Origin of the sequence: Pseudomonas paraversuta, from assembly GCF_904063065.1 — a bacterium.
Classification (GTDB): Bacteria; Pseudomonadota; Gammaproteobacteria; order Pseudomonadales; family Pseudomonadaceae; genus Aquipseudomonas; species Aquipseudomonas paraversuta.
In genome coordinates this window covers 344187-365261 of record NZ_CAJFCL010000003.1, presented here as the reverse complement: position 1 = coordinate 365261, position 21075 = coordinate 344187, and the positions used below count along the sequence as shown (strand labels likewise).

Genomic DNA, 21075 nt, shown 5'->3' with positions numbered 1-21075 from the left:
CAAAATCTTCGATCAGTACAAGCGGCGCAGTGTAACTCACTTGCCCGGTGCTAGCGGAGTGCCGCAAACCCTGAATTTGGCACGAAATAAGCAAATAAATTCCCGTTATTTAAATCACCGGGACAGTCGAGCCTAATTTCTTGACCTGAGAGTCAGCTTTAGCTAGATTCAGTCCATCCCGCTCTATAACAATAATGATTTTGCGAGGCCTTCCGTGATCCAGTTCCTACTCAACCAGACGCTGCGCTGCGAGCATGCGCTGGACCCGAACATGACCGTGCTTGAATACTTGCGCGAGCACCTGCACAAACCCGGCACCAAGGAAGGGTGCGCCAGCGGCGACTGCGGTGCCTGCACTGTGGTGGTGGGTGAGTTGCATAGCGACGATACAGGCACCCGGAGCCTGCGCTATCGCAGTATCAATTCGTGCCTGACCTTTGTTTCGACCTTGCACGGTAAGCAACTGATCAGCGTTGAAGACCTCAAACACCAGGGCCAGCTGCACAGCGTGCAACGGGCAATGGTCGACTGCCATGGTTCACAGTGCGGTTTCTGCACCCCGGGCTTCGTGATGTCGCTGTTCGCCCTGCAAAAGAACAGCACCGGCCTCCATGATGGTCATCAGGCGCACGAAGCGCTGGCCGGCAACCTGTGTCGCTGTACCGGTTACCGCCCCATCCTGGCCGCCGCCGAGCAGGCCTGCAACGCAGAGCGGGGCGATCAGTTCGATGCGCAACAGAGCCAGACCATCGCTCAACTCGAAGCCATTGCCCCGACCCAGACCGCAGAACTGAACAGCGGCGACAAACGCTGCCTGCTGCCCTTGACCATCAGCGATCTGGCTCAGCTATATGAGTCGCACCCCCAGGCCCGCCTGCTGGCCGGAGGGACCGATCTGGCCCTGGAAGTCACCCAGTTTCATCGCCCGTTACCGGTCATGATCTATGTCGGCAACGTGGCCGAAATGAAACTGATCGAACGCTTTGAGGACCGCCTTGAAATCGGGGCTGCCGTTTCACTGACTGACGCCTACAGCACGCTCAAGGCTGAATACCCGGACTTCGGCGAACTGCTGCAACGCTTCGCGTCCTTGCAAATCCGCAATCAGGGCACCCTTGGCGGCAATATTGGCAACGCCTCGCCCATTGGTGACACGCCTCCACTACTGATCGCTCTCGGTGCACAGTTGGTGCTGTGCAAAGGGGAAGCCCGGCGCACCCTGGCGATTGAGGATTACTTCATCGACTACCGGGTGACGGCTCGTCAGGAAGGCGAGTTTATCGAGAAAATTGTCATCCCTCGCGCCAGCCAGAGTCATACCTTTCGCGCCTATAAAGTATCCAAGCGCCTGGATGACGACATCAGTGCCGTGTGCGCGGCCTTCAACCTGCATATCGACAACGGCCTGGTGGTTGAGGCACGGGTCGCCTATGGCGGGATGGCTGCCATCTCCAAACGGGCCAAAGCCTGTGAAGATGCCCTGCTCGGCGCCCCCTGGAACCCGTCGACCCTTGAGCGGGCCTGTGCGGCACTGGCTGAAGACTTCACCCCGCTGTCCGACTTTCGCGCCAGCAAGGAATACCGCCTGCTGAGCGCGCAAAACCTGCTGCGTAAATTTTTCATCGAGCAGCAAACGCCACACCTTGAGACGCGGGTAACAGCATATGTCTAATCATCACAAGATTGAGCCAACCCAGGCCGAGTTGACCGCCCTCTTCCGGCAAGACCTGAAGACCGGCGTTGGCCGCAGTGTCAAACATGACAGTGCCGAGAAGCACGTTTCGGGTGAAGCACAGTACATCGATGACCGACTTGAGTTTCCCAATCAGCTACATCTTTACGCGCGCTTGTCCGACCGGGCTCACGCCAGAATCATTCGCGTCGATACAGCGCCCTGCTATGGCTTTGACGGAGTGCGTCTGGCAATCACCCATGAGGATATTCCCGGCCTCAAGGACATTGGTCCGCTGCTGCCCGGCGACCCGCTGCTGGCCATCGACAAGGTGGAATTTGTTGGCCAGCCGGTACTGGTAGTGGCCGCAAAGGACCTGGATACCGCCCGCAAGGCCGCAATGGCGGCGATTATCGAGTATGAAGACCTGGAGCCGGTGCTCGATGTGGTGCAGGCCCTGCGCAACAAGCACTTCGTGCTCGAAAGCCACACCCATCAACGCGGCGACTCGAGCGGTGCACTGGCCCGGGCCACTCACCGCTTGCAGGGCAGCCTGCATATCGGCGGGCAAGAACACTTTTATCTCGAAACCCAGATCTCCTCGGTAATGCCTACCGAAGATGGCGGCATGATTGTTTACTGCTCGACGCAAAATCCGACCGAAGTACAGAAACTGGTCGCCGAAGTCCTTGATGTTTCGATGAACAAAATCGTCGTCGACATGCGGCGCATGGGCGGAGGCTTTGGCGGCAAGGAGACCCAGGCGGCCAGCCCCGCCTGCCTGTGCGCGGTAGTCGCGCGCCTGACCGGCCAGCCGAGCAAAATGCGTTTGCCACGGGTCGAAGACATGCTGATGACCGGCAAGCGTCATCCGTTCTATATCGAATACGACGTCGGCTTCGATGCCAGGGGCCAACTGCAAGGCATTCAGCTGGACCTGGCCGGTAACTGCGGGTGCTCGCCGGACCTGTCCAATTCCATCGTCGACCGCGCCATGTTCCATGCCGACAACGCCTATTACCTGGGCGACGCAACGATCAATGGCCATCGCTGCAAAACCAACACCGCTTCAAACACCGCCTATCGCGGTTTTGGCGGGCCCCAAGGGATGGTTGCCATCGAAGAGGTCATGGACCGTATCGCCCGCCACCTGGCCCTCGATCCGCTGGCCGTGCGCAAGGCCAACTACTACGGCAAGACTGAACGCAACGTGACCCACTATTACCAGACCGTGGAGCACAACCTGCTGGAGGAAATGACCGCAGATCTCGAGGCAAGCAGCCAGTATTACGAGCGACGCGAAGCGATCAAGGCGTTTAACGCCAGCAGTCCGGTGCTGAAAAAAGGCCTGGCACTTACCCCGGTTAAATTCGGTATTTCCTTTACCGCCAGTTTTCTCAACCAGGCCGGGGCACTGATCCATATCTACACTGACGGCAGCATCCACCTCAACCACGGTGGTACCGAGATGGGTCAGGGCTTGAACATCAAGGTGGCCCAGGTGGTGGCCGAGGTGTTTCAAGTGGAGATCAGTCGCGTGCAAATCACCGCGACCAACACTGACAAGGTGCCAAACACCTCGCCGACTGCCGCCTCCAGCGGTGCCGACCTGAATGGCAAGGCCGCGCAAAACGCTGCTGAAATCATCAAGCAACGGCTGATCGAGTTTGCAGCCGGCAAGTATCAGGTCGAGCCGCAGGATGTGATGTTTCACAATGGCCAGGTCCGCGTTGGCGAGCAGATCATCAGCTTTGAAACCCTGATCCAGCAGGCGTATTTCGGCCAGGTCTCACTGTCGAGCACCGGCTACTACAAAACACCAAAGATCTTTTATGACCGCACCCAGGCACGCGGAAGGCCGTTTTACTACTTTGCCTTTGGCGCCGCCTGCGCCGAAGTCATAGTCGACACCCTGACCGGCGAGTACAAGATGTTGCGCACAGACATCCTCCACGACGTGGGCGCCTCCCTGAACCCGGCCATTGATATTGGCCAGGTCGAAGGCGGCTACATCCAGGGCGCCGGCTGGCTGACCATGGAAGAACTGGTGTGGAATGCCAAAGGCAAACTCATGACCAGCGGCCCGGCCAGCTACAAGATTCCGGCCGTGGCGGACATGCCCCTGGACCTGCGGGTAACCCTGGTGGAGAACCGCAAGAACCCGGAAGACACGGTGTTCCACTCCAAGGCCGTAGGCGAGCCACCGTTCATGCTCGGCATCGCCGCCTGGTGTGCGATCAAGGATGCAGTCGCCAGCCTCGCCGATTATCGCTTGCAACCCGAGATCGACGCGCCGGCAACGCCGGAGCGGGTGTTGTGGGGGTGTGAGCAAATGCGTAAAGCAGCCCGGGGGAAACCGTATGAATAACTGGATCAGCGCCCTGGCCGACCTGCAGCAACAAGGCGAACCTTGCGTCCTGGTGACCATTATCGAGGAGCAAGGCTCGACCCCGCGCAATGCCGGCTCGAAGATGGTAATCAGTGCCGCGCAGACCTTCGACACCATCGGCGGCGGTCATCTGGAATACAAGGCGATGGAGATTGCCCGCCAGATGCTCGACAGCGGCAAGCACGACACCCATCTGCAGCGGTTCAGCCTGGGCGCCAGCCTGGGCCAATGTTGTGGCGGCGTAACCCTGTTGCTGTTCGAGCCCATGGGCCAGGTGCAGGCCCAGATCGCCGTCTTTGGCGCCGGCCATGTGGCGCGTGCACTGGTGCCGCTGCTTGCCGGCCTGCCGTGCCGGGTGCGCTGGATCGACTCGCGGGAACAGGAATTCCCGACGCAAATACCTGCAGGCGTGCGAAAAATCGTCACCGATGAACCCGTCGACGAGGTGGATGCGCTGCCAACAGGTTGCTACTGCATCGTCATGACGCATAATCACGCCCTGGACCTGGAACTCAGCGCCGCCTTGCTCAAACGTAACGACTTTACCTACTTCGGTTTGATTGGTTCCCAAACCAAGCGCGTGAAGTTCGAGCATCGCCTGCGCGACCGCGGTTTCAGCCCGCAACATTTGCAGCGCTTGCGCTGCCCGATGGGCTTGAGCGAAGTCAAAGGCAAACTGCCTGTGGAAATCGCCATATCCATCGCCGGCGAAATCATCGCCACCTATAACGCCCACTTTGGCCAGCACACGGCCAGTGGCAACACCGCGTCATCTGAACCCATTAAACAATTGCTGCCGTCTTCACGACGCAGCCATGCCACGCACCGAGAATTGTCATGACCTGTAAAGCCTATCGCGCCGCCATCCTGCACAGCATTGCCGACCCCGCCGAAGTCGGCATCGAAGCCTCCTATGAGTATTTCGAAGATGGCCTGCTGGTGGTCGAAAACGGCCTGATCAAAGCCGTCGGAGCAGCCAGCGAGCTGCTTGCGACACTGACCGCCGATACCGAGATCACGGAATACACCGATGCGCTGATCACGCCCGGTTTTATCGACACCCATATCCACTTCCCGCAAACCGGGATGATCGGTGCCTACGGCGAGCAGTTGCTCGACTGGCTCAACACCTACACTTTCCCGTGCGAAAACCAGTTTGCCGATAAAGCCCATGCCGACGAAGTGGCCGGCATTTTCCTCAAGGAACTGCTGCGCAACGGCACCACCACGGCCCTGGTATTTGGCAGCGTGCATCCGCAATCAGTGGATGCCCTGTTCGAAGCCGCCCAGGGTCTGGACCTGCGTTTGATTGCCGGCAAAGTGATGATGGACCGTAACGCGCCGGAGTATCTGACCGACACCGCCGAAACCGGCTACAGCGAAAGCAAGGCGCTGATCGAGCGCTGGCACGGCAAGGGCCGCCTGCATTACGCGGTGACCCCACGCTTCGCGCCGACCAGTACGCCAGAGCAATTAACCCTGGCGGGCAAGTTGTTGGGTGAATACCCGGATCTGTATCTGCACACCCATATCAGCGAGAACCTTCAAGAAATTGAGTGGGTAAAGTCGCTGTTCCCGGAGCGTAAAGGCTATCTGGACGTGTACGACCACTACCAACTGCTGGGAGAGCGCTCGGTATTTGCCCATGGCGTGCATTTGTGTGACGAGGAATGCGCCCGACTGGCTGAAACCGGCTCGGCAGTGGCTTTCTGCCCGACGTCCAACCTGTTCCTTGGCAGCGGCCTGTTCAACTTGCCGATGGCAGAGAAGCATAAACTCAATGTCGGGCTGGGCACGGATGTGGGGGCAGGCACTAGTTTCTCGCTGCTCAACACCCTGAACGAAGCCTACAAGGTCATGCAACTGCAGGGTGCACGCCTCGATCCGTTCAAGTCGTTGTATCTGGCCACCCTGGGCGGCGCGCGGGCCCTGCGTCTGGAAGACCGTATCGGCAACCTGCAAGCGGGCAGCGATGCGGACTTTGTGGTCCTGGACTACAACGCCACACCGTTGATGAGCTATCGCCTCAAGCAGTCGAAAAACATTGCCGAAACATTGTTTGTATTGATGACCCTGGGCGATGACCGCACCGTGCAACAGACCTATGCAGCGGGCAATCTGGTGCATCAGCGCTAAACCTGAATACACCGCTACCTTGTGGGAGCCGGCTTGCCGGCGATGACATCGCGAGCAGGCTCGCTCCTTCAGGAATCGATGGCGGGTTTACAGCTTGGCTGCAGGCCGGGGGCTTTTGCCCTTGGTTTGCAGCAAGTGCGAGAACACCGCATGCAAATCGTCCGAGGCGCTCTCTTCGTCAAGGTTGAGTTTGCTGTCGATGTGATCCATGTGGTGCATCATCAGGTCTACAGCCAGCCCGGCATCACGCGCTTCAATCGCATCGATCAATTGCATGTGCTCGTCGTAGGAGCAGTGCGAGCGGTTGCCGCTCTCGTATTGGGCAATAATCAGTGACGTTTGCGACACCAGGCTGCGCTGGAAGCTGATCAGGGGCGCATTTTTGGCAGCCTCTGCCAGTTTCAGGTGAAACTCGCCTGACAAGCGGATCCCGGCCCCGCGATCGCCCCGCGAAAAGCTGTCACGCTCGTCTTCCACCATTTTGCGCAACTGCGCCAGGTCTTCAGCGCAGGCATGCACCACAGCCAGTTCGGTGATGGCTTTTTCTACCAGCCGCCGGGCAAAAAACACCTGACGCGCTTCCTCAATACTGGGGCTGGCCACCACCGCACCACGGTTTGGCCGCAGCAATACGACCCCTTCGTGGGCCAGACGCGACAAGGCACGACGAATGATGGTACGGCTCACCCCAAAGATTTCACCCAGCGCTTCTTCACTCAGCTTGGTTCCAGGCGCCAGACGCTGTTCGAGAATCGCCTCGAAAATATGCGCGTAGACGATATCGTCCTGGGTTCCACTGCGGCCGGCCTTGCCTGCGCGGGATTGTTTCTTGAGAGGCTGCAACTGTTCGTTCATGGGCACTCGTGTGGGAAAGCGGCGGCGAATTAGACGTTACCTCTGTACGGTAACGGGCGTCGCTGGCAAAGAATTAATGCATAAAATCAGGGCGCATTGTACACAAGCCAGAGTGCCAGTACGACTGTACGGTCATTTGCGATCCCGGCTGTATCGCAATGACAGGTTAGCTTTGCGTTTAGGCTTGCGTGCTGTCAGAACTCTCTTCAAGAACAAGGAATTGCGCACCATGTCCGACGCCCCTCTGCCGCGGTTACATCCGCTGTCCGACACCTCGCCTTCAGCCGTGGTCGCAGGCTTTATCGCAATGATGACCGGCTACACCAGTTCCCTGGTGCTGATGTTTCAGGCCGGCCAGGCAGCAGGCCTGAGCAGCGGACAGATTTCCTCGTGGATATGGGCCTTGTCAATTGGCATGGCTGTTTGCAGCATAGGATTGTCATTGCGTTACCGCACCCCCATCACCATCGCCTGGTCTACGCCCGGGGCCGCGCTGCTGATCACCAGCCTCGGTGGCGTCAGCTATGGCGAGGCTATCGGCGCCTACATCACCTGTGCACTGCTGGTCATTATCTGCGGCATGACCGGCAGCTTCGAGCGCCTGGTCAAACGTATCCCCGGGTCACTGGCAGCGGCTTTACTGGCGGGCATCCTGTTCAAGATCGGTAGCGAGATCTTCGTCGCGGCCCAACATCGCACCGGGCTGGTGGTCGGGATGCTGGTCACTTACCTGATCGTCAAGCGCCTGTTGCCGCGCTATGCCGTGCTCGCGGCCCTGATGATCGGCACCTTGATCTCGGGCTTGCTTGGACTCCTGGATTTCAGCGGTTTCGCCCTGGAAGTCGCGGTCCCGGTATGGACTACACCCTCGTTCTCGATAGCCGCGACCATCAGTATCGGTATCCCGCTATTTGTGGTGGCCATGACCTCCCAGAACATGCCGGGCATCGCCGTGCTGCGGGCCGATGGTTACAACGTCCCCGCTTCGCCGCTGATCACCACCACCGGTGTCGCCTCGCTGCTGCTCGCACCCTTCGGTTCCCACGGGATTAACCTGGCCGCGATCAGTGCCGCCATATGCACAGGCCCCCATGCCCACGAAGACCCTAAAAAACGCTACACGGCGGCAATGTGGTGCGGCATTTTCTACGGTATTGCCGGGACCTTTGGTGCAACGCTGGCGGCACTGTTCGCAGCCTTCCCCAAAGAATTGGTACTGTCGATTGCAGCACTGGCCCTGTTCGGCTCCATCAGCAATGGCCTGACCATCGCCATGGCTGAATCGAAAGAACGCGAAGCCGCACTCATCACCTTTATGGTCACAGCGTCCGGAATGACCCTGTTCTCGATTGGCTCGGCCTTCTGGGGAATTGTCGCGGGCGTGTTGACCTTGATCATCCTGAACTGGAAAGCGCGCTGACCGGCAATGCAACTCTATAGGAGCCGGGCTCGCTGGCGATGCTGAGGTAAGGAACTCGCAAGCAAGCCCGACTCCTGCACAATTGGTTGGCGCTCGCTCAAATCGCCAACGCTCCGCCGTCCACGGCCAGGGCGTGGCCCGTGGTAAAGGCTGCACCGTCAGAGCATAAATACAGCACCGCACTGGCCACCTCTTGCACTGTGCCTATACGCCCCACGGGATGAATTGCCGCTGCATACTCAGCCTTTTTCGGATCTGCCTCATAGGCACGGCGAAACATGTCGGTATCAATAACCGCCGGGCATACCGCGTTCACCCGAACCCCCTTCTTGGCATATTCAATGGCCGCTGACTTGGTCAAACCAATCACTGCATGCTTGGATGCCGAGTAAATACTCATCTTCGGAGCCGCCCCCAGCCCCGCCACCGACGCGGTATTGACGATTGCACCGCCGCCCTGGGCCAGCAGCAGCGGCAACTGATACTTCATGCACAACCAGACACCTTTGACGTTAACCCCCATGATCGCGTCAAACTCATCCTGTGTACCCTCTGCCAGACGCCCCTGTTCAATCTCGATCCCGGCATTATTGAAGGCATAGTCCAGGCGGCCGTAAGTGCTGATGGTCTGCGCCATCAAGTGTTTTACCTCGGCTTCGAGGGTCACATTGCAGGGTACGAACACGGATGTGCCGCCCGCAGCCCTGATGAGCTCAACCGTGCCTTCACCGCTGGCAACATTCAGATCGGCCACTACGACTTTCAAACCCTCTGCGGCAAAGGCCAGCGCGGTTGCCCGGCCAATACCGGCCCCTGCCCCCGTGACAACCACCACCTGCCCGGAAAAGCTCATGCTCATTATTTTTGTCCTCGAAGGGGAAAAGCTGTGCAGAGTGTAGGCACGCACAGGCACACACACAGATCAGCCCCTTATTTATCGAAATGATAAATCCCTGCCCACCACAATCACTCAAGGTGATGAAAAAGCATTCGTGAGCCGAGATTCACTTGCTGGGCCAGGCAAGAAGGGCTATCAACAGTCTTTGTCTTTTAGCTGAGTGCAGACCATGACCGCCGAGACCAACCGCCAGTTTCTTCTCGCCAAACGCCCCGTCGGCGCCGCAACACGGGACACCTTCAGCTTTCAGCAAGTGCCTGTGGCCAAGCCGGGCGCAGGCCAGATAGTGGTCAGGAATCAATACCTGTCGCTCGACCCGGCCATGCGCGGCTGGATGAACGAAGGCAAATCCTATATTCCGCCGGTCGGTTTGGGTGAAGTGATGCGCGCCCTGGGTGTCGGTCAGGTGATTGCCTCCGAACATCCCGGTTTTGCAGTCGGTGACTATGTGAACGGTGCGCTGGGGGTGCAGGACTACTTCGTGGGCGAACCCCGGGGCTTCTACAAAGTCGATCCGAAACTCGCACCTTTGCCAGTGTATTTATCAGCACTGGGGATGACCGGGATGACCGCCTATTTCGCCTTGCTCGAAGTCGGCGCACCTAAAGCGGGTGACACCGTCGTGATTTCCGGCGCCGCCGGTGCGGTCGGCAGCATTGCCGGGCAAATCGCCAAACTCAAAGGCTGCCGCGTGGTGGGTATTGCCGGGGGCAAACAGAAATGCGAGTTACTGATTGAAGAGCTGGGCTTTGACGGGGCTATCGACTACAAGAGCGAAGACGTCATCGCAGGTCTTAAGCGCGAATGTCCTAAAGGGGTCGATGTGTTTTTCGACAACGTCGGCGGCGATATTCTCGATGCAGTACTTAGCCGCCTGAACTTTAAAGCCCGCGTAGTGATTTGTGGCGCCATCAGCCAGTACAACAACAAGGAAGCCGTAAAAGGGCCGGCCAATTATCTGTCACTACTGGTGAATCGCGCACGCATGGAAGGGTTTGTGGTGATGGACTATGCCGACCGCTATGCAGCAGCAGGGCAAGAAATGGCCGGATGGCTGGCCAAAGGCCAACTCAAAAGCAAGGAGCATATTGTTGAAGGGCTGGAAACATTTCCCGAAACCCTGATGAAACTGTTCAGCGGGGAAAACTTCGGCAAGTTGATCTTGAAGGTCTGACCCGGCACTTGATCATTGTGCCCCCCCTGAAGTGGCAACGGCCTGACCGCGAGAGCATCGCAGGCAAGCCGTTGTTACAGAATCAGTATTAATTAGCGCGCAGTCAGGCCAGCTCGGCGACCACCGCAGCCAGAGCTTTGGCCGGGTCCGCAGCCTGGCTGATCGGGCGGCCGATTACCAGATAGTCAGAGCCTGCATCCAGCGCCTGGCGCGGGGTCAGAATACGGCGCTGATCATCCTGGGCGCTGCCTGCAGGACGAATCCCCGGGGTCACCAGTTTTAGCGCTGGATGCGCAGCCTTGAGCGCTTGCGCTTCCAGTGCCGAGCAGACCAGGCCATCCATACCGGCCTTCTGGGCCAAGGCAGCCAGCCGCAGTACCTGCTCTTGAGGCTCGATGTCCAGGCCAATCCCGGCCAGGTCTTCGCGCTCCATGCTGGTCAGCACTGTCACACCAATCAGCAGCGGTTGCGGGCCGGTACGCTTGTCGAGCACTTCACGGCACGCGGCCATCATCCGCATCCCGCCCGAGCAGTGAACGTTCACCATCCACACGCCCATTTCGGCGGCAGCTTTAACCGCCATTGCTGTGGTATTGGGAATATCGTGGAATTTGAGATCCAGAAACACCTCAAAACCCTTGTCACGCAAAGTGCCGACAATTTCCGCAGCACAGCTGGTAAACAGCTCTTTGCCCACTTTCACCCGGCACAGCTTCGGGTCCAACTGATCAGCCAGTTTCAGTGCGGCGTCACGCGTTGGGAAATCCAGGGCGACGATAATAGGAGTCTGGCAGTCGGACATTAGCGGGTTCTCAGGCTGGTCGAAATCGGCGCGCATTGTAGCGGAACCAGCCGCTTACCGGCACCCGATGATCGCAATTTCACAATTTTAGTCATCTAAAGAGTTATAAGACCCGCAGCGGATTAACCGGCCTACAATGAAACCACTGCGTAGTCACAGACTCAAAAGGACAGACTGCAACCCGCTTTGCGAACGCCTTGCACAGCGGTTCACTCAACAAGGAGAACACTATGCCCTGGTATGCCTGGTTAATTCTGATCGTAGCTATCGGCGCCATCGTTGGCGCGCTGATGACTTTACGTGAAACCGCCAACAAAGTTGAACTGACCGATGAACAGCGTAAACGTGTAGCCGAACGTAACGCCGAGATGGATGAGAAAGAGTCGAAGGACCGCTGAGACAGTCTGACTATGTTTACCCAGCCCATGGGCTGGGTTGTCGACTATAAATATCTACATGCTCTGGAATGAAACACCTGTACATCTCCCTGGAGCCCAAGGCTATGATGCTTGATTGCATAAGAGACAGCAGCCATGCGGTACTCCCCAGGTCATAAAGCCCAAACCCACAAACGCATCATCAAAGAAGCATCCGGGCTCTTCCGGCGAGACGGGATTGGCGCCACGGGGCTGCAACCCCTCATGAAATCCCTGGGCCTCACCCACGGTGGCTTTTATGCACACTTTTCGTCGAAAAACGAACTGGTAGAAAAAGCCCTGCAGCATGCGGCTGATGAAGTGGACACCATCTGCGAACAACTATTCAGCCAGCCGCAGCCACTCAATGCATTCATCGACACTTACTTGTCCCAATGGCACGTCACTTCTCCCCATGAAGGCTGCCCGCTACCAACCATGTCCGCTGAAATGGCCCAACAAGGGCTTCCCAGCACCACCACGGACTACGTAATCAACGCCCGACTTGAACAGATTGAGGGCGCCCTTGAGGAGCCGGATGCTCAAGACCGGAGCATTGTGATACTTGCAACACTGGTTGGGGCTCTGGTCCTGTCTCGCGGAGCCCAAAGCGATGCACTCAGAGAGAAGATTCTTGCAGTAACGCGTAATGCATTGAAGCAATCAGACCAGCAGGCTTGAACACCAGACGTAAAAAGGCCAGTCAATGACTGGCCTTTTTACTTTCCACCGGCTGGCTTAGTTCACCGCGACCTTATCGCGATTCCTGTCATAAATGGCCTTGCCTATCCCGGTCACTTCCAGCAGTTCATCTGCCGAGGCGAAGTTCCCGTTGGCCTCACGGTAAGCCACTATGGCCCTGGCTTTGGCGGCCCCGACACCAGAGAGTTCACGCTGTAGTGTCGCCTCATCTGCAGTGTTGAGGTTGACCGTTACCAGCTGTGCTTCTGGCTCAGCGTGGGCACTTACAGTCGGCTTGGGTACCTCCGCCTGGGGCGCAGCATGAGCTACGCCGGAAATACCCACCATCAGGGCCAAAAACATCGAAGACAGAAAGCTAATACGCATAAGTGACACTCCTTTACATCGTTAAGTAGAAACAGCTTTCCTGAGCTGTACTCCAAACGTAGGTGATGGAAGCGGAGTGTCAAAAATCACTGCGTTGCAGAGTATGTAGTCATAACAACTCTGAGCGACGTTGTTGATGGATCCAGTCGACAATTTCGCCCTCGGGGGCATAACCACTGACCGTATCGCGCAATAGTTGCCGTACCAGCGGATAGTCGTCCTGATCCACCGCTTCAAGCAATTGTCTCAGCCGCTGCTTGAGTTCATCCCAGGGCAACATGTCTTCATTGGCACTCATGATCATCGGGTGCCGGGTCGCTACTACGTTGTCACCAATCAGCAACTCTTCGTAAAGCTTTTCGCCCGGGCGCAGGCCCGTGAATTCGATTTCGATGTCGCCATGCAGATTCTTCTCTGAGCGAACACTGAGGCCGGAAAGGTGAATCATTTTTTCGGCCAGCTCGACAATGCGCACAGGCTCGCCCATATCGAGCACAAACACATCACCGCCCTGCCCCATGGAACCGGCTTGAATCACCAGCTGTGCGGCCTCCGGGATAGTCATGAAGTAGCGGGTAATTTTGGGATGAGTCACAGTCAGTGGCCCGCCGGCTTTGATCTGTTTGTGAAACAGCGGAATGACCGATCCCGAAGAGCCCAGTACATTGCCAAAGCGAACCATGGTGAAGCGGGTTTTATTAACCCGCGAAACATTAGCTGCATCGCCAAACAGTACAGGCGCCACTTCCCGACTGAGCGCCTGAAGCGTCATCTCGGCCAGGCGCTTGGTGCTGCCCATCACATTGGTCGGACGTACAGCCTTGTCAGTAGAAATCAGCACAAAGTTCGCAACCCCGGACTGTAAAGCAGCCTGAGCCGTATTGAGCGTGCCAATAACGTTATTCAGTACGCCTTCAGCAATGTTGTGCTCAACCATTGGGACATGCTTGTACGCGGCAGCGTGATACACAGTATCGACACCCCAGGTCTTCATGACCTCCAGCAGTTTGTGCGCATTACGCACCGAGCCCAGAATCGGTAATACCCTCACCGACAGTGACTCACGAGTAACCCGTTGCTCAAGTTCGGAACAGATGCTGTAAAGATTGAATTCGCTGTGTTCAAACAGCAGCAACGTCGTTGGTCGAAGTGCCAGGATCTGCCGACACAGCTCTGAACCAATGGAGCCGCCCGCCCCCGTCACGAGTACGCACTGACCTTTAATGCAGTGCTCCAGCAACTCCCCCTGGGCAGGTACCGCATCACGCCCCAGCAAATCGGCAATATCCACTTCCTGGATATCGTCGACCTTGACCCGGCCGCTGGCCAGATCCATGAAACCTGGAACGCTGCGCACATGAAGCGGGAAGCCTTCAAGCAGACCCAGAATTTCCCGACGGCGACCGCGGGACGAAGAAGGGATTGCCAACAAGAGTTCTTGTGCACCTGTCCGATCAATCATCTGCTGCATGTTTTCAGGCTTGAACACCTGCAAACCGGAGATAACACGATCAGAGATGCTTTCATCATCATCGATGAAAGCTACAGGGCGCATGATTCTGCCCATGCGCAGGGCCGCGACCAGCTGATTACCCGCAGCGCCGGCACCGTAAATGGCAACACGGGGCAAGCCGTCGTCCCGGCTGGTAAAGGGAACGTGCTGAGCAGCAGAGAACCAGTCACCCAGGAAGTATTGCCGCATGGCCAGACGCAAACCGCCCAGCATGATCAGGCTCAGCCACCAGTAGTTGAAAACTATCGAGCGCGGCACAAGGTTTTCGGGATTGCTGTACCAATACATCACTACAGCCAGAACCAGCGATGACAGACTTACTGCTTTGACAATCGCTATCAGGGCATCGTTGCCGAAATAGCGCATCACGGCGCGGTACATACCGAACCGGACAAATAGAGGAATGGCTATCAGGGGCGCAAAAGCGAAAAGAGAAAGGTGCATCTCGAATGGAAAAAGCGCTTCCTCGATACCTAGCCGCACGACAAAAGCCAGCCACAGGGCAATCCAGACAAGAATCACATCTGTGGCCACTTGAATAACGCGTTTTTGCCGCCGTGACAGGTTGAGTAAGTACGTTCGAATTTTATCCATAAACCCTTGAACACCTATGCTGCACAAAAAAAACCATCAACACTCTACTGCTCAATGCTCCTGGCTACCCATCGCAAGGTTATATCTCACACCAGTGATGCTTCCTCAACAACTTCACTCAATACCTTACAGGTCAAACTGATTTCCTGTTCTGTGAGTGTTGGATGCACCAAAAACATCATGCTCGTCTCACCCAGCTCCTTCGCATTGGCAAGGCGTTGCTCAGGCCGCCAGCCCGTATTGTCAAAAGCCTTCTCAAGGTAAACCTCGGAACATGAACCGGAAAAAGCCGGCACGCCGCGAGAGACCATTTCATTGAGAATGCGATCCCGGGACCAGCCAGCCTTCAAGTCTTGAGGACGCACAAACACGTAGCATTTGTACGCAGCATGCACGTCATCGGCAGGTAGTACAGGAACCCGCAGTGCTGGCAATTGCCGAGCCGCATCCCAAATACGCATGGCATTGCTCAGGCGAGACGCTTGCCAGTCCTGCATGCGACGCAATTGAATACGTCCAATAACGGCTTGTACTTCGAGCATACGCCAGTTCGTACCAAAACTTTCATGCAGCCAACGGAAGCCAGGGGCATGGTCTCGCTCATAAACAGCTTCCCAACTCTTGCCGTGGTCTTTGTAAGCCCACATATCAGCCCACAGTTGTCGATCATTAGTGGTGACCATTCCACCTTCGCCGCCGGTGGTCATGATTTTATCCTGACAGAATGACCAGGCACCTACATGGCCGATAGAACCGACCGGCCTGCCTTTGTAATGAGCACCGTGGGCCTGGGCACAATCTTCAATCACCTTTAGCCCATGCTCATTGGCCAACGCCATGATCGGATCCATATCACATGGCCAGCCGGCTAAATGAACGCAGATCAGCGCTTTGGTACGCGGAGTCAAAACTGCACGGATGGTTTCAGCCGTAAAATTTTGCGAATCCAGGTCGACATCTGCGAAAACGGGTACCGCACCCGCATTGACGATGCTTGAAACCGAAGCCAGGAACGTACGAGAGGTAACTATCACCTCATCACCCGCTCCGATCCCGAGCGCTTTTAATGCCAGGTCAAGGGCTACAGTGCCGTTGGCAAGGGCAATTGCATATTCAGTACCTGACCAGGCCGCAAACTCTTTTTCAAAAGTCCGCGTTTCTTGACCGGTCCAGTAGTTGACCTTATTGGATAATATGACATCGCGGACAGCGTCAGCCTCTTCTACGGTGAAGGAAGGCCAAGGAGAAAAAGGTGTATTCAACACAATTCAGTACCCACGAATAAAAGTTAAAAAGCAGTCTGTGCATACCGGGAGTGCATTCATCTCCCCAAGCCGCTAGCAGGAATAACTGCAACGGCTCTTATTTCGTCAAGTGATTCAAAAACGCGGTACCAGCATCGATATTGATATTACAGCCGATATTTATAGACTGGTTTACGCTCGCACCAATACCGATCCAGCGCAAGCGGAGAACACGTACTGTCCCGGCAAGCCTCGCGCCGGGACTAACCTGAACACACTCGTCCAAAAAACAATCGTGATCGATACTGCAGGCGGGACTCAGGATAAAACCACAACCAGTCGCCGCGCCGGACTTGCCCCCCAGCAAAAGCCACAACACCTGTGCCAACAGTCGCGGTGCACTAAACCGTTTATAGCTGCGTATACCGCACTCTCCACAGCTTTACATTCTTGCACTGCCTATAGAAGCCATGCCGTGGCGGTGTTCACCACGGGAGACTCATACCAGAACAGACTCTCCGCTCCCGAGTATCAATGTGCAGCGTCAAACGGCAAAGCCTCAGCATCTTTTTCGCTGATTTTGTACCCCCCCAACTCAGGCCAGCGAATGCCCAATGCAGGGTCACTCCATAAAATTGAGCGCTCAGATTCTTTATGATAATAGTCAGTTGTCTTATACAAAAAATGTGTATCTTCTTCCAAGGCAACGAAACCATGAGCAAAGCCTTCAGGAATCCACAGCATAAGATTGTTAGTGCAACTCAGCTCAATCCCGAACCATTGCAAATAACTGGGTGAGTCTTTTCGGATGTCCACAACCACGTCATATACGGATCCCTTCACGACCCTCACCAGTTTTCCTTGCGCATGCGGTGACTCTTGGTAGTGGAGCCCTCTCAAGACGCCCTTGGAAGAGCATGAGTGATTATCTTGAACAAATGACTCAGGGCTGGGTATATTTAAGGACTGTAAACTTTCTGCAAATTGCTTATGGTTAAAAGTCTCCATAAACCAACCACGTGAGTCTTTATAAATAACAGGCTCTATAATGAGAACATCGGGGATTTCAGCGCGGGTTATTTTCATTTCTGATTACTTTCAAAAAAAAGTCTCAACAGATATTGGCCATAACCTGTCTTTTCAAGTTTTCGTCCTTGGGCCTCTAGTTTTTCTGGCGTGATCCATCCTTTATTGAACGCTATCTCTTCCAAACAAGCGACTTTCAATCCCTGTCGGTGTTCAATCGTATGCACGAAGTGGCTCGCTTCTAGCAAAGACTCATGCGTTCCTGTATCTAGCCAGGCAAAACCACGCCCCAGCAGTTCAACAGTTAAGCTTTGAGTCTCTAAATACGCTCGATTGACGTCTGTAATTTCAAGCTCGCCCCGTGAAGAGGGTTTTATTTTTTTTGCGATTTCGACGACGCGATTATCGTAAAAATACAAGCCCGTAACAGCATATTTGGATTTTGGTATTGCTGGCTTTTCTTCAATACTGATCGCGCAACCGGCAGCGTCGAATTCAACAACACCAAAACGCTCAGGATCGGAGACGTGGTAGCCGAAGACCGTTGCGCCTGTCGTGCGGGACATGGCCGAACGCAGATTGTCGGAAAAATATTGACCATAAAAAATGTTGTCGCCAAGGATCAGGCAGACTGGATCTTCACCGATGAACTCCTCGCCGATGATAAAAGCCTGCGCTAATCCATCGGGACTCGGCTGTTCAGCGTAGCTGAGTTCAATGCCGTATTGGCTGCCATCACCCAGCAATTTTTTAAAGCAAGGCAGGTCTTCCGGGGTAGAGATAATCAGGATTTCTCGCATGCCCGCCAACATCAAGACCGATAGAGGGTAGAAAATCATCGGCTTGTCATAGATAGGCAACATCTGTTTGGAGACGCCTAAAGTCAACGGGTGCAGGCGTGTACCTGAGCCGCCAGCGAGAATGATGCCTTTACGCTTAATGGTGGTCATGTTTCTGGCTCTTCCTTAACTATTCGGCTAAACCACCTTTGATGCCAACAGGTGATCGTTTGAATTTTATTTTGAAAAACACGCTACCGCCCCAGGATTCAACGTCGATTTCCTGAAAACGGGGTTTCTCATTACTCAGGCCATAGCCTGAGTTTTACTTAGCGATTGCCAATACTGGTCACTGGCAAACTGATCTGTTGCTGACGATTCATCAAATTGATAAGCAGAATGACTCTTTCTTCTCCGTCCATGGTCATGAATATGGACTCAATACCTGCGAAGCCCTGATCAAGAATGGTGACTTTTTCGCCCGGGCTGCACGCGGCGATCGCGTGCGTGCTCGCGCGTTCTTGCAGTTGGATAATAAGATTATGGCTAACGGCCAGAGGCCGGCCACCAAAAGCCACTATGCGAGCTACGCCACGCGTGGAACGCAAGGGTGCCCAGTTAGCGCCCTGGGGCATGTGTATAAACAGATAGCCTGGGAATAAGGACTCTCGAGTGGATTGCAATTGACCACGTACGAGGGTTTCGCGCCGGCAGGATGGGCGCGAGCAGTCATAACCCTGGCGCTGAAGGTTTTCTTCAGCCCGCTCGTCTTGTCTGGGTTTGCACTGCACCAAGTACCAGTCGCCTGGCTTGGATGTAATGGCCACGCAGGCTGCTGCGGGGCTTGTTATGGACATGGGCATTTCATTAATGGGTCTTCCGTTTACCATTGTATGGTGCAATCGCCAGTGCCTCGCATCTGGCTTGTTTCTTTTCCATAGCGGCCAAATAGAATCACCGCTGCGGGTTCACCCCGACTGCATCGGAACGTCGACGAATGAGTGATGAATTTGACACAGCGTCAACAGTTCCTTTGCCGATGCTCGTTATGCCACCATCTAGTCAAGCACCAACCCTATCTGCTCAGGCTATAGACCCCTACCTGAAACGCATTCATGTGAATTCTGTGGATGTGCACAGGCTCAATGATCGCCAAAATTTAGAACCCTGCGCGGATGATACAGTTCTCACCTCTCAATTCAACATCACCGCGTTGCGGACCTTGCTTTTGTATCTCCTGTACCCGGGATGCCTTAAGCGGGCAGACAGCCAAAAGGTACATTAGGCCTTTGGGGATACCTGTCTGGCCTTCAAGTAAATGACAGTACGACCACTGGCGCGCATTTCATACGCAAAAAAACAATCACTCGCTGGCCGGGATCTGCCAGATCCGCTCACCATTCGCCCAACGATTGTGATCTGCTGCTCTGATCTGCTGCTTGAATGGCAGGTATTGCGGCCTCATTCGTGTAAATGACCAGGAGCCGGCGTTATCCGATTTGTTTCCGATGAAGTTCAACCATCACGATCCGACACCAACAGTGCCAAATCGAGAATAACATTGCTGTTTGCAACACAGTTGCATATTCGGTGCCAGACCAGGCAGTAAATTATTTCAAAATTATTGGCAGTCTTTGCCGATCAAATAATTGCCCTTTTTGAACGATGACATCGCGTTTCGCGTCGGTTTCTTCAGTAGTAAAAGACGGCCAGGGGGAAAAACAAGAGAGTGTCAGCGCAACACATTACCCCTTAATTTCGATGAAGAAAGTAAGGGGCGTATTATTCGCCGGTTCGTCCGCCGCAATTATTTATGGCCACCCATGGTCAACACACCGCATGCCCGCTTAACGTGGCCTGGCCGGTACGCCAACGACTGTCTGCGAATCAGCTACATCACTGACTACCGCCGCACCTGCACCCACAATCACATGAGAACCGATCTGTGTGGACTGTCTGACACAGGCGCCGATACCGATCCAGCTCATGCTGCCAACCTGGACAGTGCCAGCAAGTCTGGCGCCCGGACTGACATGTACAGCATCACCAAGTACGCAGTCGTGATCAATACTGCATCCCGTATTAAGAATCGCACCTGATCCGACTTGCGCACCGGCATTCACCACTACGCCTGCGAAAACCACCGACCCCGTACCTATCGCAGCATAACGGCTGATTGTTGCGTCGGGGTGGATCAACGAAACCAACTGCGCCCCTGCCCCCGCCAGCTCCTTGAGCTTGGCGAGGCGTACCGCATTGTTTCCGATGGCCACAACGACACCATCGTAATCACGGGCATGGTTCAACAAAGTCGAAGTATCACCTGCAATACGCCAGGCGCCGTTCGTCTCACGACCAGACCAGTTGTCTTCAAAGAACTCGACAACTTCCCAGCCACAACACTCCGCCGTATCAGCAACGACCTTGCCATGGCCCCCGGCGCCGACAATGGCTAAGCGCTTCATTATTGCCCCCCCGTAAACTTCGACATGGTTACTTCACCATCGGCACTGATCCCCTCTCGGATGAGCACTTTTTTCAGCGTCAGGAAGACAATCTTCACATCCAGCCAGATACTCCGGTTGTCTACGTACCATACATCGAGTTTAAACTTATCTTCCCAGCTCAACGCATTACGTCCGTTGACTTGTGCCCAGCCGGTTACACCAGGACGAACTTCGTGCCGGCGGTACTGTTGCGCGTTGTAAAGCGGCAGGTATTCCATTAATAACGGACGCGGCCCAACCAAGCTCATCTCGCCTTTTAAAACATTCCACAAGCCTGGAAGCTCATCCAGACTGCTGGAACGCAGGAACGAGCCAAATGCTGTCATGCGTTCAGAGTCAGGGAGTGGGTTGCCATGCGCGTCGCACGCGTCTTTCATGGTGCGGAACTTGATCATCTCAAAGGGTTTGCCATGTAACCCCGGACGTACCTGACGAAAAAGTACAGGTGTGCCCAGCTTCCGACGGACTTGCCAGGCGACAACAGCAATGACGGGCGAAAGCAATAACAGCCCGAAAAACGACGCAACTACATCAAATAACCGCTTAAGCATCTGGCAATCCCGCACTCTGTCCTGATATTGA

19 protein-coding genes are annotated in these 21075 nt (G+C 55.5%); 8 read left to right on the top strand and 11 right to left on the bottom strand.

All coding sequences use genetic code 11. The features are described from left to right. Positions 1 to 214 precede the first annotated feature (214 nt). Genes xdhA through guaD form a run of 4 tightly spaced genes read left to right on the top strand, consistent with a single transcriptional unit; the run spans position 215 to position 6197 of the window. Positions 215 to 1672, top strand: coding sequence for a xanthine dehydrogenase small subunit (gene xdhA / locus JQ845_RS07695; protein ID WP_127195922.1), 1458 nt, complete (start codon positions 215 to 217; stop codon positions 1670 to 1672). Next, positions 1665 to 4040, top strand: coding sequence for a xanthine dehydrogenase molybdopterin binding subunit (gene xdhB, locus JQ845_RS07690; RefSeq protein WP_203008828.1), 2376 nt, complete (start codon positions 1665 to 1667; stop codon positions 4038 to 4040). The genes xdhA and xdhB overlap by 8 nt, the downstream gene beginning before the upstream one ends. After that, entirely contained in the window at positions 4033 to 4902 is an 870-nt protein-coding gene (xdhC, locus tag JQ845_RS07685; protein WP_003447161.1) for a xanthine dehydrogenase accessory protein XdhC, read from the top strand. Before xdhB ends, xdhC begins: the two co-directional genes overlap by 8 nt. After that, a complete protein-coding gene (gene guaD / locus JQ845_RS07680) occupies positions 4899 to 6197 on the top strand; it encodes a guanine deaminase (RefSeq protein ID WP_003447159.1) in 1299 nt (432 codons plus the stop codon). The genes xdhC and guaD overlap by 4 nt, the downstream gene beginning before the upstream one ends. Positions 6198 to 6284: 87 nt before the next feature. Here the strand turns inward: guaD and JQ845_RS07675 are convergent, their stop codons facing one another. Beyond that, complete coding sequence (locus JQ845_RS07675) at positions 6285 to 7052, bottom strand: GntR family transcriptional regulator (protein ID WP_203008827.1); 768 nt, start codon at positions 7050 to 7052, stop codon at positions 6285 to 6287. Positions 7053 to 7281: 229 nt separating this feature from the next. Between JQ845_RS07675 and JQ845_RS07670 the strand changes: the two genes are divergently transcribed. After that, complete coding sequence (locus JQ845_RS07670) at positions 7282 to 8472, top strand: benzoate/H(+) symporter BenE family transporter (RefSeq protein ID WP_003447155.1); 1191 nt, start codon at positions 7282 to 7284, stop codon at positions 8470 to 8472. A gap of 97 nt (positions 8473 to 8569) precedes the next feature. Here JQ845_RS07670 and JQ845_RS07665 read toward each other — a convergent pair whose 3' ends face one another. Continuing rightward, entirely contained in the window at positions 8570 to 9331 is a 762-nt protein-coding gene (locus JQ845_RS07665) for an SDR family oxidoreductase (protein ID WP_003447153.1), read from the bottom strand. 208 nt (positions 9332 to 9539) lie between these two features. Between JQ845_RS07665 and JQ845_RS07660 the strand changes: the two genes are divergently transcribed. Then, positions 9540 to 10544 carry an NADP-dependent oxidoreductase gene (locus JQ845_RS07660; protein ID WP_003447151.1) on the top strand — a complete coding sequence of 335 codons (1005 nt, stop codon included), beginning with the start codon at positions 9540 to 9542 and terminating at the stop codon, positions 10542 to 10544. A gap of 103 nt (positions 10545 to 10647) precedes the next feature. Here the strand turns inward: JQ845_RS07660 and pyrF are convergent, their stop codons facing one another. After that, positions 10648 to 11346 carry an orotidine-5'-phosphate decarboxylase gene (pyrF, locus tag JQ845_RS07655; protein WP_003447150.1) on the bottom strand — a complete coding sequence of 233 codons (699 nt, stop codon included), beginning with the start codon at positions 11344 to 11346 and terminating at the stop codon, positions 10648 to 10650. Positions 11347 to 11576: 230 nt separating this feature from the next. Between pyrF and JQ845_RS07650 the strand changes: the two genes are divergently transcribed. Further along, complete coding sequence (locus JQ845_RS07650; protein WP_003447148.1) at positions 11577 to 11744, top strand: DUF2897 family protein; 168 nt, start codon at positions 11577 to 11579, stop codon at positions 11742 to 11744. A gap of 135 nt (positions 11745 to 11879) precedes the next feature. Then, positions 11880 to 12443: a TetR/AcrR family transcriptional regulator gene (locus JQ845_RS07645; RefSeq protein ID WP_010656170.1), complete on the top strand. Its 564-nt coding sequence runs from the start codon at positions 11880 to 11882 to the stop codon at positions 12441 to 12443. Positions 12444 to 12500: 57 nt separating this feature from the next. On the opposite strand, the gene JQ845_RS07640 is transcribed toward JQ845_RS07645, so the two are convergent. From JQ845_RS07640 to JQ845_RS07605, 8 genes are all read right to left on the bottom strand, one after another. Next, entirely contained in the window at positions 12501 to 12830 is a 330-nt protein-coding gene (locus JQ845_RS07640) for a ComEA family DNA-binding protein (RefSeq protein WP_003447144.1), read from the bottom strand. 109 nt (positions 12831 to 12939) lie between these two features. Next, a complete protein-coding gene (locus JQ845_RS07635; protein ID WP_010656171.1) occupies positions 12940 to 14937 on the bottom strand; it encodes a polysaccharide biosynthesis protein in 1998 nt (665 codons plus the stop codon). An 86-nt stretch (positions 14938 to 15023) separates the two neighbouring features. Then, the gene (locus JQ845_RS07630; RefSeq protein WP_003447140.1) at positions 15024 to 16202 is read right to left on the bottom strand and encodes a DegT/DnrJ/EryC1/StrS family aminotransferase; all 1179 of its coding nucleotides are present in this window, start codon (positions 16200 to 16202) and stop codon (positions 15024 to 15026) included. Positions 16203 to 16712: 510 nt separating this feature from the next. After that, positions 16713 to 17267: a dTDP-4-dehydrorhamnose 3,5-epimerase gene (rfbC, locus tag JQ845_RS07625; RefSeq protein ID WP_003447137.1), complete on the bottom strand. Its 555-nt coding sequence runs from the start codon at positions 17265 to 17267 to the stop codon at positions 16713 to 16715. Next, positions 17264 to 18157 carry a glucose-1-phosphate thymidylyltransferase RfbA gene (gene rfbA, locus JQ845_RS07620; RefSeq protein WP_003447135.1) on the bottom strand — a complete coding sequence of 298 codons (894 nt, stop codon included), beginning with the start codon at positions 18155 to 18157 and terminating at the stop codon, positions 17264 to 17266. The genes rfbC and rfbA overlap by 4 nt, the downstream gene beginning before the upstream one ends. 158 nt (positions 18158 to 18315) lie before the next feature. Continuing rightward, positions 18316 to 18843 (bottom strand): transcription/translation regulatory transformer protein RfaH, encoded by a 528-nt coding sequence (rfaH, locus tag JQ845_RS07615; protein ID WP_203008826.1) that lies wholly within the window; start codon positions 18841 to 18843, stop codon positions 18316 to 18318. Positions 18844 to 19833: 990 nt separating this feature from the next. Further along, a complete protein-coding gene (locus tag JQ845_RS07610; RefSeq protein WP_003447127.1) occupies positions 19834 to 20451 on the bottom strand; it encodes an acetyltransferase in 618 nt (205 codons plus the stop codon). After that, the gene (locus tag JQ845_RS07605; RefSeq protein ID WP_010656174.1) at positions 20451 to 21044 is read right to left on the bottom strand and encodes a sugar transferase; all 594 of its coding nucleotides are present in this window, start codon (positions 21042 to 21044) and stop codon (positions 20451 to 20453) included. The genes JQ845_RS07610 and JQ845_RS07605 overlap by 1 nt, the downstream gene beginning before the upstream one ends. Between the last annotated feature and the right edge of the window lie 31 nt (positions 21045 to 21075).

Bases quoted from the DNA above. Each gene is read 5' to 3' on its own strand.
- xdhB (WP_203008828.1), top strand. From the start codon at position 1,665: ATGTCTAATCATCACAAGATTGAGCCAACCCAGGCCGAGTTGACCGCC.
- xdhC (WP_003447161.1), top strand. From the start codon at position 4,033: ATGAATAACTGGATCAGCGCCCTGGCCGACCTGCAGCAACAAGGCGAA.
- guaD (WP_003447159.1), top strand. From the start codon at position 4,899: ATGACCTGTAAAGCCTATCGCGCCGCCATCCTGCACAGCATTGCCGAC.
- JQ845_RS07675 (WP_203008827.1), bottom strand. From the start codon at position 7,052: ATGAACGAACAGTTGCAGCCTCTCAAGAAACAATCCCGCGCAGGCAAG.
- JQ845_RS07670 (WP_003447155.1), top strand. From the start codon at position 7,282: ATGTCCGACGCCCCTCTGCCGCGGTTACATCCGCTGTCCGACACCTCG.
- JQ845_RS07665 (WP_003447153.1), bottom strand. From the start codon at position 9,331: ATGAGCATGAGCTTTTCCGGGCAGGTGGTGGTTGTCACGGGGGCAGGG.
- JQ845_RS07660 (WP_003447151.1), top strand. From the start codon at position 9,540: ATGACCGCCGAGACCAACCGCCAGTTTCTTCTCGCCAAACGCCCCGTC.
- pyrF (WP_003447150.1), bottom strand. From the start codon at position 11,346: ATGTCCGACTGCCAGACTCCTATTATCGTCGCCCTGGATTTCCCAACG.
- JQ845_RS07650 (WP_003447148.1), top strand. From the start codon at position 11,577: ATGCCCTGGTATGCCTGGTTAATTCTGATCGTAGCTATCGGCGCCATC.
- JQ845_RS07645 (WP_010656170.1), top strand. From the start codon at position 11,880: ATGCGGTACTCCCCAGGTCATAAAGCCCAAACCCACAAACGCATCATC.
- JQ845_RS07640 (WP_003447144.1), bottom strand. From the start codon at position 12,830: ATGCGTATTAGCTTTCTGTCTTCGATGTTTTTGGCCCTGATGGTGGGT.
- JQ845_RS07635 (WP_010656171.1), bottom strand. From the start codon at position 14,937: ATGGATAAAATTCGAACGTACTTACTCAACCTGTCACGGCGGCAAAAA.
- rfbC (WP_003447137.1), bottom strand. From the start codon at position 17,267: ATGAAAATAACCCGCGCTGAAATCCCCGATGTTCTCATTATAGAGCCT.
- rfbA (WP_003447135.1), bottom strand. From the start codon at position 18,157: ATGACCACCATTAAGCGTAAAGGCATCATTCTCGCTGGCGGCTCAGGT.
- rfaH (WP_203008826.1), bottom strand. From the start codon at position 18,843: ATGTCCATAACAAGCCCCGCAGCAGCCTGCGTGGCCATTACATCCAAG.
- JQ845_RS07610 (WP_003447127.1), bottom strand. From the start codon at position 20,451: ATGAAGCGCTTAGCCATTGTCGGCGCCGGGGGCCATGGCAAGGTCGTT.
- JQ845_RS07605 (WP_010656174.1), bottom strand. From the start codon at position 21,044: ATGCTTAAGCGGTTATTTGATGTAGTTGCGTCGTTTTTCGGGCTGTTA.